We start from the raw sequence: 13805 nt of genomic DNA on the forward strand, positions 1-13805 counted from the left end.
ACAATTGTAAATCATTCATACCTCGATAACCTAATAAAAGGACTGCTCAATATGAGTGAGCAGTCCTTTAGTCCAATGCTGCATTAATGAATGGCAGACTTAAATCGTGCACCCTTTGTTTCCTGTGTACTCATTATCGTAATGAATGCATTGGGATCTACATCAGAAACAATGGATTTCAACTTTGTTACTTCAAGTCTGGTGACTACGACATAAATGACCTCTTTATCATTATCTGTGTATCCTCCACGCCCCTTTAACATCGTTGTTCCCCTGCCAAGTCTTTTTAGTATTGCGTCGGATACTTCAAGGTAATGGTCAGAAACAATGATAACGGCCTTCGTTTCATCCATTCCCTGTATCACCGTATCAATCGTCTTAAAGGCTATATAGTAGGTCATTACCGAATACATCGCTTCTTCAAGCCCGAAGACAAAAGCTGCCCAGGCAAAAATGAAGATATTGATGAACATAACAAACTCCCCCACTGAAAACGGAAGCTTCTTCGTTAAAAGGATACCAAGGATTTCAGTCCCATCCAGAGATCCACCATGACGTATCACAAGGCCTACCCCCACTCCGAGGGTCAAACCTCCAAAAACAGTGGCTAATACTTTCTCAGTGACAAATGGTTCAATATGGTGTAAAAGACTTTCAATACCTGCCAGTGCGATAATCGCAAACAGAGAAGAAACGACAAATGTTTTCCCGATATGTTTATAACCTGAATACATGAAAGGGAGATTAAGAAGAACCAGCAAGGTTGCAAAATTGACAAATGGGATGGTGTCTGAAACTAAATAATCCAAAATCAGCGAAACACCAATAATTCCACCATCGATAATATTATTTGGAACAAGGAACAACTCTATGGATATAGCAGCTAAGGCTGCTCCGATCGTAATAAAAATCAATCGGTAAATAAAATGAAGGGGACTTTCTTTTTTATGCACTCTTTGGGTCATCGTCAATTCCTTTCCTTTCACTTTATTTTCTTATAAAAATGTCACTTTCTGAACAGGAGTTACATATGTATCTGTTGAGGAGTGATAAACATGAAGCTATTACAAAATGTGATTAATCACAAAATCAACAATATTACAAATGAAGAATTATTAAAGTACGCCAAACAATATAACATTACATTGACGTCCCAACAGGCAACAAGCATCGTCGCAAGTGTTAAAGGAAAGAACATTAATATTTTTGATGACAGTAAACGCAGTAAACTGGTGAAGGACTTGGCGAGGATCATAGGTCCCGTCAAGGCGAAGGAAATAAACCAGCTCTTTTTGCAGCTAATCAGATAGTAAAAGAAGAGGAGGCGTCCCTTTTGATGAGAGATGACCTCCTCTATTGCCTTTTTTATTGATTCAGTATTTTCGTTAATACATCTTCATCGAATGTTTGACTCTTAAGCATGTCGATTTCGTATTTGTAAGGAGGTTTTTTATTTTTCTTATCTTCCCCTACATATGGTGTCTCCAGGATTTTAGGAACCTCTTGCAGCTGTGGGTGATGCACAATATAGTTCAATGCTTTGAATCCTATATGACCAAACCCCAGATTTTCATGGCGGTCCTTACCTGCTCCCCGTTCATTCTTACTATCATTAATGTGTAGAACTTTTAAGCGATCAATACCTACAATTTTATCGAATTCCTCCAACACTCCATCGAAATCTTCCACTATATTATATCCTGCATCATGGGTGTGACAAGTATCGAAGCACACAGAAAGTCGGTCATTCAGTTCTACTCCATTGATGATTTGAGCAATTTCTTCAAAGGATCTTCCGCATTCGGATCCCTTACCTGCCATTGTTTCCAAAGCGATTTGTACTTTATGGTCTTTTGTTAATACTTCATTCAGGCCTTCGATGATCTTCTCGATCCCTTTTTCAGCTCCGGCACCAACGTGAGCCCCTGGGTGAAGGACGATCTGCCCTGCTCCCAGAGCTTCCGTACGCTCGATTTCAGAACGGAGGAAATTGACCCCCAACTCGAATGTAGCCGGGTTGGTCGTATTGCCGATGTTAATGATATAAGGGGCATGAACGACGATATCCTCTATTCCATTTTCTTTCATGTGACGAAGACCAGCTTCTATATTCAGGTCCTCGATCTTTTTTCTTCTTGTATTTTGGGGCGCACCTGTATAGATCATGAAGGTATTCGCACCGTAAGAAACAGCCTCTTCACTTGAAGAGAGCAGCATGTTCTTTCCACTCATGGAAACATGGGATCCAATCTTAACCATTCTTCTCAACTCCTAAGAAAATCTCTCTTTATTGTATCGAATGTGTACAAATGAATCACGTTAAAACACTTATTTATTTCTGTTTTTGATTCTTCTTTCCCGTTTCTTGATTTGATCCATTTTGTATTTCATTTTCTTTTTATAGCCCGGCTTCACTGTTTTTGGTTTTCGAACCATTGATTTCGCTTTTTCTTCAATCTCATCAACATTCGTTTTTTGACGGTTCTTACGTTTGTTAAGGGGTGGTAACTCAGACCATTCACCTTTTTTAATGTCTTTATGACTAAAGCTGATGCCAAGCTTCTCTAAGCGATTCAATGCATCTTCATCTGACGGCGTATAAATGGTGTATGCAATACCACTGTTTCCTGCACGTGCCGTCCGGCCGGAACGGTGAACATAGAAATCAAGATCTTGTGGAAGTTCAAAGTTAATGATATGACTTACACCTTCAATATCAATCCCTCTTGCTGCTAAATCTGTCGCTACGATGTACTGATAATCCAGGTTTCTCGTTTGTTTCATCATTTTCTTACGCTCACGTGGGGAAAGGTCTCCGTGAATCCGTCCAACCTTTAATCCTTTTGCGATCAGAGCATCTGCCACTTCGTCTGCTTTTTGTTTTGTATTGGTAAAAACAATACCTAAATATGGATTTATATCCACTAAGATATTGTACAGCAGGTTGATTTTATCGCGACTCTTCAGAGGTACGATCACGTGCTGAATATTTTTCGCCGATAGCTGCTCGGGCTCCACATGTGCATACTGTGGATTTTCCATATATTTTTTCAAGAATGGCTTCAGTTTCTCTGGAATCGTCGCAGAGAATACAAGCATTTGTAATTTTTCAGGCATCTTAGCGGCGATCTGATCCACGTCTTCAATGAATCCCATATCAAGCATCAGATCCGCTTCATCAATGACCAGTAAACTGGCAGTATGAACAAATAACGCCTGATCTTTCACTAAATCATTGATTCGGCCAGGAGTACCAACCACAATATGAGGCTGGCTTTTTAATTTTTCAATCGTTCTCTGCTTGTCCGTTCCACCAATAAAGCAGCGTGAAACAATGTCACTATTTTTCGTAATCTTTAATACTTCTTGGTAAATCTGCTGTGCCAGTTCACGTGTCGGTGCTGTAATCACAGCCTGTACCTGTTCTGATCCTGCTTTCACCTTCTCAATGATTGGTAACAGATACGAATGTGTTTTTCCCGTTCCTGTCTGTGATTGACCAATAGCACTTTGCCCTTTTAAAATCAGGGGGATCATTTTCTTTTGGATTTCTGTTGGTTCGTAGAAACCCAATTCTTCTACAGCTTCATTAATGAAGGACTGGAATCCAAATTGTAGAAATAAATTCTTTTTCATTCATTACATCTCCTTTTATCAAAATATCCTTTTATTTACGCTGTCACCGGGATGGATGTCGTGTCGTACACATCCTCACCACAGATTTATATTAAATTAACGAATCACTTTTTTATTAATTGTTAGTGAGTTTATCTTAACGTAACAGTTTAGTAAGCGTCATATTTAAAGAACATCTAACCATTATAATATTTTTTTGACAAAACTTCTAGTTCATACTTATTTTTATTTAGGATGATAGTGTATCAATACCCTTTTTCCACCTGTTGCATACTCTATAATGTCGACGAATTTATTCGAATGAAAGGAGGCTTTCATTATGTCACCTAGAAGAATGAGGAATCAGGGCCAGGATATGCGAAATCCTTTCGGAATGAGACAGCAGCGGGGTATCAACGGGTTCGGAATGCATCAGCCTGGAAGAAACAGCTTTGGACTGGGGCAGACGCAGCCACCTCCGTTTCAATTTGGAGGACAACGTCAAAATCAGGGATTCAATATGGGAATGAATCAGAGAGGAAGAAACCGTGGGGCAGGTAAAGGTGGTTTATTGTCTAAGCTTCTTAAAAAGGGTGATAATCAGAATGCCGGCGGAGGATTATTACAACAATTTTCCAGAGGGGATTCATCTTCCAACGCGTCTGGCTTTGAACGATCTCCCCAGGCAGCTGGCGGAATTCTCCAGAGCCTATTGAACCCCGGCAATGTGAATTCATTTTTATCCAATTCACAGCAACTGCTCCAGACCGCTCAACAGCTGGGTCCGATGTTCCAACAATATGGGCCTATGGTGAAAAATATCCCGGCACTATGGAAGTTATATCGTGGATTCAAAGATATGTCTGCCGATGATGCGTCCGACGACGGGAATAGCGAAGAAAAAGATGCGGATATCGACATCCCTGAAGTCGAATCCACCGTTAAGAAAAAAAAGAAAAAGAAACCACCCGTAGAAAGTTCAGATGATAGTGAGCTTGAGGATAATCAGGCACCATCAAAGTCTAAATCAGGATCAAAACCCAAACTGTATATTTAAAGCCACGATCCCTAAAGGTACCGAATCACCTGTTTAGGGATTTTTTTATTTGGCTCTTTTCGCAAAGATTGTTGTTTTCTAGCATAGATTCTGCCAGTGCTCTGTCAACCAGGTTTATGCTGGATGGTGAGGGGAACTGCTCCGCTTGCAGTTAGCGTTCGGCCGAGCCTCCTCAGCTTAGCCGAACGGGGTCTCGGCACGACCGTACTTCCGCAGGAGTCTGCGCAGTTCCCCTCACCATCTTTAACAGTTTTTTCATGACAGAGCTTCAAGATGTGCAAGAAAACAATATAAATAGATAAAAATAATTCTTCTTCCTTAAAAGGAAATTCAAACTTTACTTACCTTTAATAAGATTGTTTGCTAAAAAACTTGTTTAAATTGTTTTCGATTTAGGATTCATGCTCAGAAAGTTGATTCTCGCTGCAGTAGGCTCGACTCCTGCGGGAATAGCTGGACAGTCCGAAATGCGGAGGCGGCTTGCTCAGCCCCGACAAGCATAAGGTGAATGGGCCGGGAAGGCGTTTTTTGCCTTCTTGGACCATTTAGCTTATGACCTCGAGGGGTTAGCCGCTGGAGCTGGACAGGTGAGACCCCGGAGGCGTAGCCGAGGAGGCTCACCGCCAGCCCCGCGGAAAGCGAGCATCCTGTAGCGGAAATCAACTATTACTTTCTCCTCTACAATAGCAACAAACTTTACGAAAAGAGCCTTTTATTAAAGGCAACTAAAAAGGCAGTTCGATAGGGATAGGTTCATATGATTATCGTTCTCTTTGTCAGGAAGACCATTCTCCTTTATAATGAAGACAAAACCTTTTCTCACGTAGGAGGATATTCATAGATGGAAATTATTAAGATTACTCCGAGAGGCTATTGTTATGGTGTCGTAGATGCAATGGTCATTGCAAGAAACGCCGCATTAGACAAATCGCTTCCTCGTCCAATTTATATTTTAGGCATGATCGTTCACAATAAGCATGTGACTGATGCATTCGAAGAAGATGGGATCATTACCCTGGACGGCAGCAACAGAAAAGAAATTATCGAACAAGTCAATGAAGGAACGGTTATCTTCACGGCTCATGGAGTATCCCCTGAAGTGAAAGAAATAGCCAAACAAAAAGGACTTGTCACACTGGATGCAACGTGTCCCGATGTAACGAAAACCCACGATTTGATCCGCACTAAGGAAGCGGAAGGCTATGACGTAATCTATATCGGTAAAAAAGGACATCCCGAGCCTGAAGGGGCTGTCGGGGTTGCACCTGAGATCGTACACCTTGTGGAAACGGCAGAAGATGTAGAAAAGCTTTCAATTGAAAACGAAAAAATCATTGTGACAAACCAAACGACGATGAGTCAATGGGATGTACTGGATACAATGGATAAAGTAAAGGAAATGTATCCTCACGTTGAGCTGCATAAGGAAATCTGTCTGGCTACCCAGGTTCGTCAAGAAGCTGTTGCTGAACAAGCTGGGGATGCAGATGTTCTCATCGTGGTTGGCGATCCCAAGAGCAATAACTCGAACCGACTTGCCCAAGTATCAATGGATATCGCAGGTACGCCTGCACATCGGATTTCTGACATTAGCGAATTGGATATCGAATGGATTAAAGATGCGGGCATCGTTGCTGTAACAGCGGGCGCCTCTACTCCAACTCCAATCGTAAAAGAAGTGATCAAATTCCTTGAAGCTTTTGATCCAAATGATGAATCCACTTGGACAAGAGAGCGAAATGTCCCATTAAATAAAATTCTTCCTAAGGTACGAAAAGCAAAATTGGGAACAAAATAAATGAAAGGCCCCTTGGAAATTCCAAGGGGCCTTTCATTTTTACATATACGTAAATGGGTTGGTTTCAGATTTTGACGGGAATATATTGACAATATACCCTTTTTCAGAGCATTTTTTTGCCAAATAACTGGCCACTCCATCCTTCATGACTTTTTCGATGTGATGACCTGCGTCAACGACATTAAGCCCCATCATCATGGCATCATGGGCGGTGTGGTAATAAATATCTCCTGACACAAATACATCTGCTCCCTGTCTTTTAGCCTTCCCGATAAACTTATTTCCATCTCCGCCAAGTACTGCTATTTTCTTTACTTTCGCTTCCCCATCACCAATGACCCTTATCCCGTCCATACCAAAGGTTTCTTTCACAAATAAAGCAAATTCCTTAAGGCTCATATCATCTTTTAAATGTCCAATCCTACCCAAGCCTAAAGCGGGAGATTCATTTATAAGGGAATAGATATCATAAGCAATTTCTTCATAAGGATGGTGGGTGAACATCGCTTTCAACACTTTCTTCTCTAAAGAAACAGGATATACCGTTTCCACCTTCTCCTCAGCTACTTCCTCCAGGGAACCTTGCTTACCGATATAAGGGTTCGTACCCTCCTCAGGGAGAAATCTTCCCTTACCTTCAGTCGAGAAGCTGCAGTGAGAATAGTTTCCTATGTGTCCTGCCCCTGCATTACCAAGGGCCGTCCGAAGTTCCTTTGCGTTTTCTTTTGGCACATACACGACCAACTTACGGAGCTCCTCATTGTACGTAGGGACAAGTACAGACGTATCTTGCAAATGCAGCATGTCCGATAGAAGATCATTCACCCCGCCTGACGCCACATCCAGATTCGTGTGAGCCGCATAAACGGCAATGTCATGCTTGATTAACTTCTCAATCATTCTTCCCTGATACGTGTCCGTTTGCAGCGACTTTAACGGACGGAAAAGCGGTGGATGGTGGGCAATGATTAATTTCACATTGTTTTTAATTGCTTCATCTACAACATTTTCCAAGACATCAAGGGTAATCATCACATTTTCAACCTTTTCGTTTAACTTACCAATTTGAAGACCAATCGGATCACCTTCTTCTGCTAAATATTTAGGTGAAAATTGTTCGAACAGTTGAATGATCTCATGACCGTTTACTGTCTTCATGGGATAAGCACCTCCTCCACCAATTGTATTTTTTTAATAAGTTCCTGTTTACGGTCTTCTAATGCATCGGTTTTTTCCGCTTTTTCCATGTTATTCAATATATTCTTCCATTGACGAAGCTCTTGATTCCATTTTTTACTAAATGCATCATTACGCTCCTTCATTAAAAATGGTCCGAGCAAAAGCTCTTTTTCAAGTTCATCTGAATAGTGCCGTTTAGGATTTCCTTTCTCCGCCACTAAAATTTCATATACCTTATCATCCTCTTCAAGAATTTCTTCCCCTAAGAGGTCCCACTCATTGTCCATGAGCCATGTTCGAATGGACTTTGCGCTCACATTCGGCTGAAGAATCAACCTGGGCTGATTGGTAAGCTTTTCTTTTCCCGCCTCTAAAATAGAAGCAATCAATGCGCCCCCCATTCCGGCAATCGTAATACAATCTACTTCACCTGGAGCGATCACTTCCAAACCATTTCCAAATCTCACTTCTACCTCACGAGTTAATTCGGCATCTTCTACCTGCTTCTTGGCAGAAAGGTATGGACCTTTCACTACTTCTCCTGCGATTGCAGAGGACGCAATGCCTTTATTGACGGCATAGCACGGTAAGTATGCATGATCTGAACCGATATCAGCGATTTTAGATTGTTTGGGTATGTATGACACAACTGTTTCTAGTCGTTTCGATAATTGTTGAATATTCATTTGTTCACCTTTACTCATTTTTATTGGGTATCATGTACGATAATCATTCTAACCAACTTTTCCCGATAAAAAAAGTCCTTTGCCCAAAAGACAAAGAACCTTTCATCGTTGATTATTTAAGTGACTTGATCCAGTCTGCCATCGCATCTAGATTTTCTTCAGCAATTAAACCGGCTGGCATGATACCTTTACCGTTTTTAATCGTTTCTTTAATCTCATCTTTAGAAAGTTCAGTTCCCTTTAGGGCTGGACCTGCTCCACCTTCATAGTTCCCACCATGACAAGATAAGCAATTATCTTTGTAAGCTGCCTCAGGATCGAATTCGCCGCTTGAAGCCTCTTCCCCTTCTTTACCTTCCATTTCCCCGTGACCTTCTTCTTTTGCTTTTTCATCAGCATTGTTAAGACCTTCTAAAGATAAGAAGAAAACAAGACCAATTCCAAGAGCCATGATAAGTACGAATGGAATTATTGGATTACGATTCATGATTTTAACCTCCTTTATGTACAAAATCCAAAAAATAGTGCTCTTTTCAACACTTTATATTTTACTGTAAAAAACGACAAAGTAAAAGTACTATCAATTAACTTTTCCATCTTTCTCACAAATTAGACACATTTCCTGTGAAAAAAGGTGAATTTCCATTTAAAGAAAGAGAGCCCCACTGCCCCGGAGCGGACCAATAGAGCTCTTGATTTGCATTATAGTGTTTTCACCTTACTGACATCCTATTAGCCTTGAAATGACCATTCTCTGGACTTCTGAGGTTCCTTCTCCGATTTCAAGGAGCTTGGCATCCCGCAGATATCTTTCCACATGATATTCTTTCATGTATCCGTATCCACCATGAATCTGAATGGCTTCATCCGCTACTTCCATACTGATTTCTGAAGCATACAGCTTACACATGGAGGCTTCTTTCGAAAATGGTCTTCCCTGATCTTTCAACCATGCTGCCTTATGAACCATATTCCTTGCCAGCTCAATCTTCATCGCCATGTCAGCAAGCTTAAATTGAGTGACTTGGAACTGTGATAAGGTTTTGCCAAATTGCTTTCTTTCCTTTGAATACTGCAAAGCTTTATCAAAGGCAGCCTGTGCTACACCGACAGCCATAGCACCGATTCCAATCCTGCCCCCATCGAGGGTGACAAGGAACTGTTTAAAACCTTCTCCTTGTTTTCCTAACAGGTTTTCCTTAGGCACTTCCACATCTTCAAGTACCAACTCCGTCGTGTTTGATGAATGAAGCCCCATTTTTTCATAGTTATCAATTACGGTAAATCCTTTTGCTTTAGTCGGAACGATAATCGCACTTATTTCTTTGTTCCCATTGTTTCTACCTGTAATCGCTGTTAACGCGAGATGATTCGCATAGCTTGCATTGGTAATATAGCACTTATTACCATTGATAACCCATTTATCCCCTTTATCTTCTGCAGTTGTTTGGGTTCCTCCTGCATCTGAACCTGCATTGGGTTCAGTCAGGCCGAAAGCCCCAAACGATTCCCCTGTACAGATCGGGGTTAAATATTCTTCCTTTTGTTCATGAGATCCAAATAAGTTGATGGGTGCCCCACCCAGTGAAATATGTGCAGAGTACGTAATACCTGTCGAAGCACAAGCCCGGCTGAGCTCTTCGGTTACGATTGCGAAACTGACCGTATCGGCACCTGCCCCCCCATATTCCTCTGGAAACGGAAGTCCCATCATTCCCAGGTCAGAAAGCTTCTTGAAAATTTCCTTAGGAAATTCCTTTGAGCGGTCCCGATCCAATGCACCTGGAGCCACTTCTTCTTCAGCAAATTCCCTGATTGTCTTTTTAATCATTGTTTGTTCTTGTGTTAAGTCGAAATTCATCCTTATCCCCCTTGTCTAACTTTGATGACTGAAAGCCCTGACACCATTTTTATAATAGCGCTTTCAAACATAATCTCAGCACTCTATGAATACGCTCTCATTCCTATTATAAAAGGGAATAGTTAATTTTCTCAACTTTAAAAAACTTTTAAATTTTCAGAAGTTATAGTAATATAAAATAATTAACAGGATTCCCCCTGGCCATACCTGAAAGGGAAAAATAAGTCAGGCTCCATTTCAAACCAGCACTTACCCAAAGTATATAGTTCAGAAATAAGGTTATGTACATCTCGAAAGGACTTTCACCAAATAATGCTCCTGATATTTCTATGGAGGCCAGAAGAAGTATGCAAGCGGCAGCCATATACAAGAGTAAAGGAGATAATTGTTTTTTAGTATAATAAATTCCTATTCCTGCTAATAATCCGACAAAACTTGCCAAAATCGTTGTTTGCAAAACGATTGACAATTCAGTAAAATAAATGACAAATAATGAAATTAATATCGTACAGGTCGAATATGTCAAAGGTGATAAAAAACCCTTTATTTCGGGCAAAAAAAAAAACCACCTCTACGCACAATAGAGGCAGCACATGGGTTCTATTCCAAAAAGTCTTTTAATCGTTTGCTTCTGCTTGGATGACGCAGTTTTCTTAGAGCTTTTGCTTCTATCTGACGAATACGCTCCCGTGTTACACCGAAGACTTTTCCTACTTCTTCAAGTGTACGGGTCCTGCCATCATCCAGACCAAAGCGTAAACGAAGAACATTTTCTTCACGATCTGTCAAGGTGTCCAGTACATCTTCAAGCTGTTCTTTTAAAAGTTCGTATGCGGCATGTTCTGAAGGAGATTGAGCTTCTGCATCTTCAATGAAGTCACCAAGATGAGAATCGTCTTCTTCACCAATCGGTGTTTCAAGGGATACCGGTTCTTGAGCAATTTTAAGGATTTCCCGAACCTTTTCAGGTGTTAAATCCATTTCTTCTGCGATTTCTTCCGGTGCCGGCTCACGCCCTAAGTCTTGTAATAGTTGTCTTTGAACGCGTATCAGTTTGTTGATGGTTTCCACCATATGAACCGGAATACGAATCGTTCTGGCCTGGTCGGCAATAGCACGGGTGATGGCTTGGCGAATCCACCAGGTTGCATACGTACTGAATTTGTACCCTTTACGGTAATCAAACTTTTCCACCGCTTTGATCAGACCCATATTACCTTCCTGGATAAGGTCCAAGAATAGCATACCGCGACCGACATAACGCTTAGCAATACTAACAACCAGTCTTAAGTTCGCTTCAGCGAGACGTCGCTTAGCTTCCTCATCGCCCTCTTCAATTCTCTTGGCCAGATTTATCTCTTCCTCTGCAGATAAAAGGTCCACTCTTCCGATTTCTTTCAGATACATACGAACCGGATCATTTATTTTTACTCCTGGAGGAACGCTTAAATCATTCAGATTGAATTCTTCTTCCTCTTCCTTCTCTAACTCCGTGGCACCCGGATCATCATCTTCGTCATTTTCATTGATGATTTCTACGCCCTGTTCACCTAATTGTTCGTAGAATTCATCCATTTGATCTGAATCCAACTCGAACCCTGATAATTTATCAGCAATATCTTCGTATGTGAGGACTCCTCTTTTTTTACCTTGGTTAACTAAAAATTCTTTCACTTGATCAACTGTTAATTCTGACGCTATTTGCTTGGAACGCGCTGACTTTTCAGCCATTTGTTCCCCTCCTTCCAACTTCCTTACAATACCTTTTTATAGAGACTTACGCAGCTGTAAGATTTCCATTGCTATTTGTGCTTCTTTTCGGTAATCCTTCAGTCGTTCTGCTTCTTTTCTTTCCACTTCTTTTTCTTTTATTCTCAACATCTTTTGATGTTTTAACACCTGATTGACATAATCCAGTAATTCTTGGTCCGTACTTTCTTCGCTTATTGACATCATTTCAATGTCCGTTACGATCCTTCTTAACCTCTCATCAGGTAGATACCCAATAAAGGCACTGGCACTTGGAGGCAGACCTTCTTCATAATAACCCAATAAATAAGTAATAATAGCCTGATGTTCATCAATATTAAGGTTAGTACCTGCAAGCCACTCCTGCACCTTGTAAGCGATATTCGGATCCTTAAGCATATAGGCAATTAATCTTCTCTCGGCAGTCTGGTAAGCGGGCAACAATTTAGACTGGGTCTGTCTGGCGAAATTGCCTTGCATACCTATCTGTTTAGGTGGTTTAGACTTCCGCTTCTCCGGGCCTTCCAGTTCAGTTAACTGCTCTTGAAGAGCCTCTAAAGATAGTTCGAACTCATCCGCCAAATACCTTAAATAATAATCCTTTTCAACCGCCTTACTCAATTGAGTAATTTCCTTAAGTATTTCTTCTATATACTTCAGGCGATCTCCTTCATCATTTAAGTTTTTCTTCAGCTTATAATACCGAAGCTTAAATGCCATGAACGTTAAGCTTGCCCCTATTACATCTTGTTGAAACTTTGCTGCACCATATTTGGAAATGTAGTCATCAGGGTCTAATTGTTCTGGTATTGTGGCGATACGAATATTCAGCTGATGATTGTGAAGAAGATTCCCTGCCCGAAATGCAGCTTCCACTCCGGCAGAATCACCATCATAACAAATGATTACGGAATCCGTTAAGCGCTTGAGCAACCCGATTTGCTGCTCTGTCAATGAAGTACCCATAGTGGCTACTCCATTTTCCACTTCTGCTTCATTTGCCGAGATAACGTCGGCAAATCCTTCAAACAGGACGGCCTGTTGTTTTCTTCTAATCATTGCGCGTGCGCCGTGATAATTATAAAGAATGCTGCTTTTGTTGAAAATTTTCGTTTCCGGACTGTTTAAGTACTTCGGTTCATCATTTGAATCGATGCTTCTTCCTGAAAAGGCGACCGTGTTCCCTTTGGTATCGACTATAGGAAACATGATTCTTCCTCTGAAGCGATCCAGGAAGGAATTGTCTCTTTCTCTTCTAACAAGTAAACCCGCCTCTTCCATCAGCTCAAGGGAATAGCCTCGTTTCTGAAGAAACTTAACCGTGAAATCCCAGCTTGGAAGTGACCACCCAATCTGAAATTTAGTAATACTTTCAGTCGTAAACCCCCGGGCCAACAAATATTCGAGGGCTTCCTGACCTTCCTTTGTATTTAGAAGGAGATGGTGGTAAAATTTACTTAATAACCCATGAGCTTCCATCATTTGCTTTTCATCTTCTTGAGGGGGAAGCTCCCTTTCAGATGAAGAAGTGGTTTGTATGGAGATTTCTTCTCCTACTTTAGAGCCAAGCTTTTGCGCTGCTTCCAGGAAGCTTAACCCATCAACATCCATTAGAAATGTAAACGCATTTCCTCCGGCTCCGCATCCGAAGCAGTGAAATATCTGTTTGTCAGGGGAAACAGAAAAAGATGGAGTATTCTCTCCATGAAACGGACACAAACCAAAATAATTTCGTCCCTGCTTTTTCAGTTGTACATAATCACTGACGACATCTACGATATCAGTTGACGATAAAATTTTATTTAACTTATCTTCAGGGATTCTTTCAGACACGATTTATCACCTGTTTTTATTTACCCT

At 41.0% G+C, this 13805-nt stretch carries 13 protein-coding genes; 3 read left to right on the top strand and 10 right to left on the bottom strand.

The features are described 5' to 3' along the window. Nucleotides 1-83: 83 nt before the first annotated feature. Nucleotides 84-965 (bottom strand): YitT family protein, encoded by an 882-nt coding sequence (locus ACCB35_RS14855; protein WP_374054320.1) that lies wholly within the window; start codon nucleotides 963-965, stop codon nucleotides 84-86. 90 nt (nucleotides 966-1055) lie between these two features. On the opposite strand from ACCB35_RS14855, the gene ACCB35_RS14860 reads away from it, so the two are divergent. Beyond that, nucleotides 1056-1310, top strand: coding sequence for a DUF2624 domain-containing protein (locus ACCB35_RS14860; RefSeq protein ID WP_044339629.1), 255 nt, complete (start codon nucleotides 1056-1058; stop codon nucleotides 1308-1310). Between the two features lie 55 nt (nucleotides 1311-1365). Here the strand turns inward: ACCB35_RS14860 and ACCB35_RS14865 are convergent, their stop codons facing one another. Both ACCB35_RS14865 and ACCB35_RS14870 read right to left on the bottom strand, forming a co-directional pair. Then, a complete protein-coding gene (locus tag ACCB35_RS14865) occupies nucleotides 1366-2259 on the bottom strand; it encodes a deoxyribonuclease IV (RefSeq protein WP_374054321.1) in 894 nt (297 codons plus the stop codon). Nucleotides 2260-2328: 69 nt separating this feature from the next. Further along, complete coding sequence (locus tag ACCB35_RS14870; RefSeq protein WP_374054322.1) at nucleotides 2329-3636, bottom strand: DEAD/DEAH box helicase; 1308 nt, start codon at nucleotides 3634-3636, stop codon at nucleotides 2329-2331. 319 nt (nucleotides 3637-3955) lie between these two features. Between ACCB35_RS14870 and vrrA the strand changes: the two genes are divergently transcribed. Together vrrA and ACCB35_RS14880 are read left to right on the top strand one after the other, a co-directional pair. Further along, nucleotides 3956-4672 (top strand): VrrA/YqfQ family protein, encoded by a 717-nt coding sequence (gene vrrA / locus ACCB35_RS14875; protein WP_374054323.1) that lies wholly within the window; start codon nucleotides 3956-3958, stop codon nucleotides 4670-4672. An 841-nt stretch (nucleotides 4673-5513) separates the two neighbouring features. Next, nucleotides 5514-6470, top strand: coding sequence for a 4-hydroxy-3-methylbut-2-enyl diphosphate reductase (locus ACCB35_RS14880; protein ID WP_374054324.1), 957 nt, complete (start codon nucleotides 5514-5516; stop codon nucleotides 6468-6470). Nucleotides 6471-6509: 39 nt separating this feature from the next. On the opposite strand, the gene ACCB35_RS14885 is transcribed toward ACCB35_RS14880, so the two are convergent. The 7 genes from ACCB35_RS14885 to dnaG all read right to left on the bottom strand — a co-directional run bounded on the left by ACCB35_RS14885 (nucleotide 6510) and on the right by dnaG (nucleotide 13778). After that, nucleotides 6510-7628: a Nif3-like dinuclear metal center hexameric protein gene (locus ACCB35_RS14885; RefSeq protein WP_374054325.1), complete on the bottom strand. Its 1119-nt coding sequence runs from the start codon at nucleotides 7626-7628 to the stop codon at nucleotides 6510-6512. Beyond that, nucleotides 7625-8335: a tRNA (adenine(22)-N(1))-methyltransferase TrmK gene (locus ACCB35_RS14890; protein ID WP_374057036.1), complete on the bottom strand. Its 711-nt coding sequence runs from the start codon at nucleotides 8333-8335 to the stop codon at nucleotides 7625-7627. The genes ACCB35_RS14885 and ACCB35_RS14890 overlap by 4 nt, the downstream gene beginning before the upstream one ends. A 112-nt stretch (nucleotides 8336-8447) precedes the next feature. Then, nucleotides 8448-8822 carry a cytochrome c550 gene (gene cccA / locus ACCB35_RS14895; protein ID WP_044339623.1) on the bottom strand — a complete coding sequence of 125 codons (375 nt, stop codon included), beginning with the start codon at nucleotides 8820-8822 and terminating at the stop codon, nucleotides 8448-8450. Nucleotides 8823-9053: 231 nt separating this feature from the next. After that, on the bottom strand, nucleotides 9054-10196 hold the full coding sequence (locus tag ACCB35_RS14900) for an acyl-CoA dehydrogenase family protein (RefSeq protein ID WP_374054326.1): 1143 nt from the start codon (nucleotides 10194-10196) through the stop codon (nucleotides 9054-9056). A gap of 163 nt (nucleotides 10197-10359) precedes the next feature. After that, on the bottom strand, nucleotides 10360-10752 hold the full coding sequence (locus ACCB35_RS14905) for a hypothetical protein (RefSeq protein ID WP_374054327.1): 393 nt from the start codon (nucleotides 10750-10752) through the stop codon (nucleotides 10360-10362). Between the two features lie 44 nt (nucleotides 10753-10796). Further along, nucleotides 10797-11927 carry an RNA polymerase sigma factor RpoD gene (rpoD, locus tag ACCB35_RS14910; protein WP_044339621.1) on the bottom strand — a complete coding sequence of 377 codons (1131 nt, stop codon included), beginning with the start codon at nucleotides 11925-11927 and terminating at the stop codon, nucleotides 10797-10799. Nucleotides 11928-11963: 36 nt separating this feature from the next. Further along, a complete protein-coding gene (dnaG, locus tag ACCB35_RS14915) occupies nucleotides 11964-13778 on the bottom strand; it encodes a DNA primase (protein WP_374054328.1) in 1815 nt (604 codons plus the stop codon). Nucleotides 13779-13805: the final 27 nt, after the last annotated feature.

The organism is Rossellomorea sp. FM04394, assembly GCF_041889765.1.
Lineage (GTDB): Bacteria > Bacillota > Bacilli > Bacillales > Bacillaceae_B > Rossellomorea > Rossellomorea aquimaris_B.

What these genes read in the sequence shown, in the direction of transcription:
- ACCB35_RS14860 (WP_044339629.1), top strand. Translation starts at nt 1,056, where the DNA reads ATGAAGCTATTACAAAATGTGATTAATCACAAAATCAACAATATTACA.
- cccA (WP_044339623.1), bottom strand. Translation starts at nt 8,822, where the DNA reads ATGAATCGTAATCCAATAATTCCATTCGTACTTATCATGGCTCTTGGA.
- rpoD (WP_044339621.1), bottom strand. Translation starts at nt 11,927, where the DNA reads ATGGCTGAAAAGTCAGCGCGTTCCAAGCAAATAGCGTCAGAATTAACA.
- ACCB35_RS14885 (WP_374054325.1), bottom strand. Translation starts at nt 7,628, where the DNA reads ATGAAGACAGTAAACGGTCATGAGATCATTCAACTGTTCGAACAATTT.
- ACCB35_RS14880 (WP_374054324.1), top strand. Translation starts at nt 5,514, where the DNA reads ATGGAAATTATTAAGATTACTCCGAGAGGCTATTGTTATGGTGTCGTA.
- ACCB35_RS14865 (WP_374054321.1), bottom strand. Translation starts at nt 2,259, where the DNA reads ATGGTTAAGATTGGATCCCATGTTTCCATGAGTGGAAAGAACATGCTG.
- ACCB35_RS14870 (WP_374054322.1), bottom strand. Translation starts at nt 3,636, where the DNA reads ATGAAAAAGAATTTATTTCTACAATTTGGATTCCAGTCCTTCATTAAT.
- ACCB35_RS14900 (WP_374054326.1), bottom strand. Translation starts at nt 10,196, where the DNA reads ATGAATTTCGACTTAACACAAGAACAAACAATGATTAAAAAGACAATC.
- ACCB35_RS14890 (WP_374057036.1), bottom strand. Translation starts at nt 8,335, where the DNA reads ATGAATATTCAACAATTATCGAAACGACTAGAAACAGTTGTGTCATAC.
- vrrA (WP_374054323.1), top strand. Translation starts at nt 3,956, where the DNA reads ATGTCACCTAGAAGAATGAGGAATCAGGGCCAGGATATGCGAAATCCT.
- ACCB35_RS14855 (WP_374054320.1), bottom strand. Translation starts at nt 965, where the DNA reads ATGACCCAAAGAGTGCATAAAAAAGAAAGTCCCCTTCATTTTATTTAC.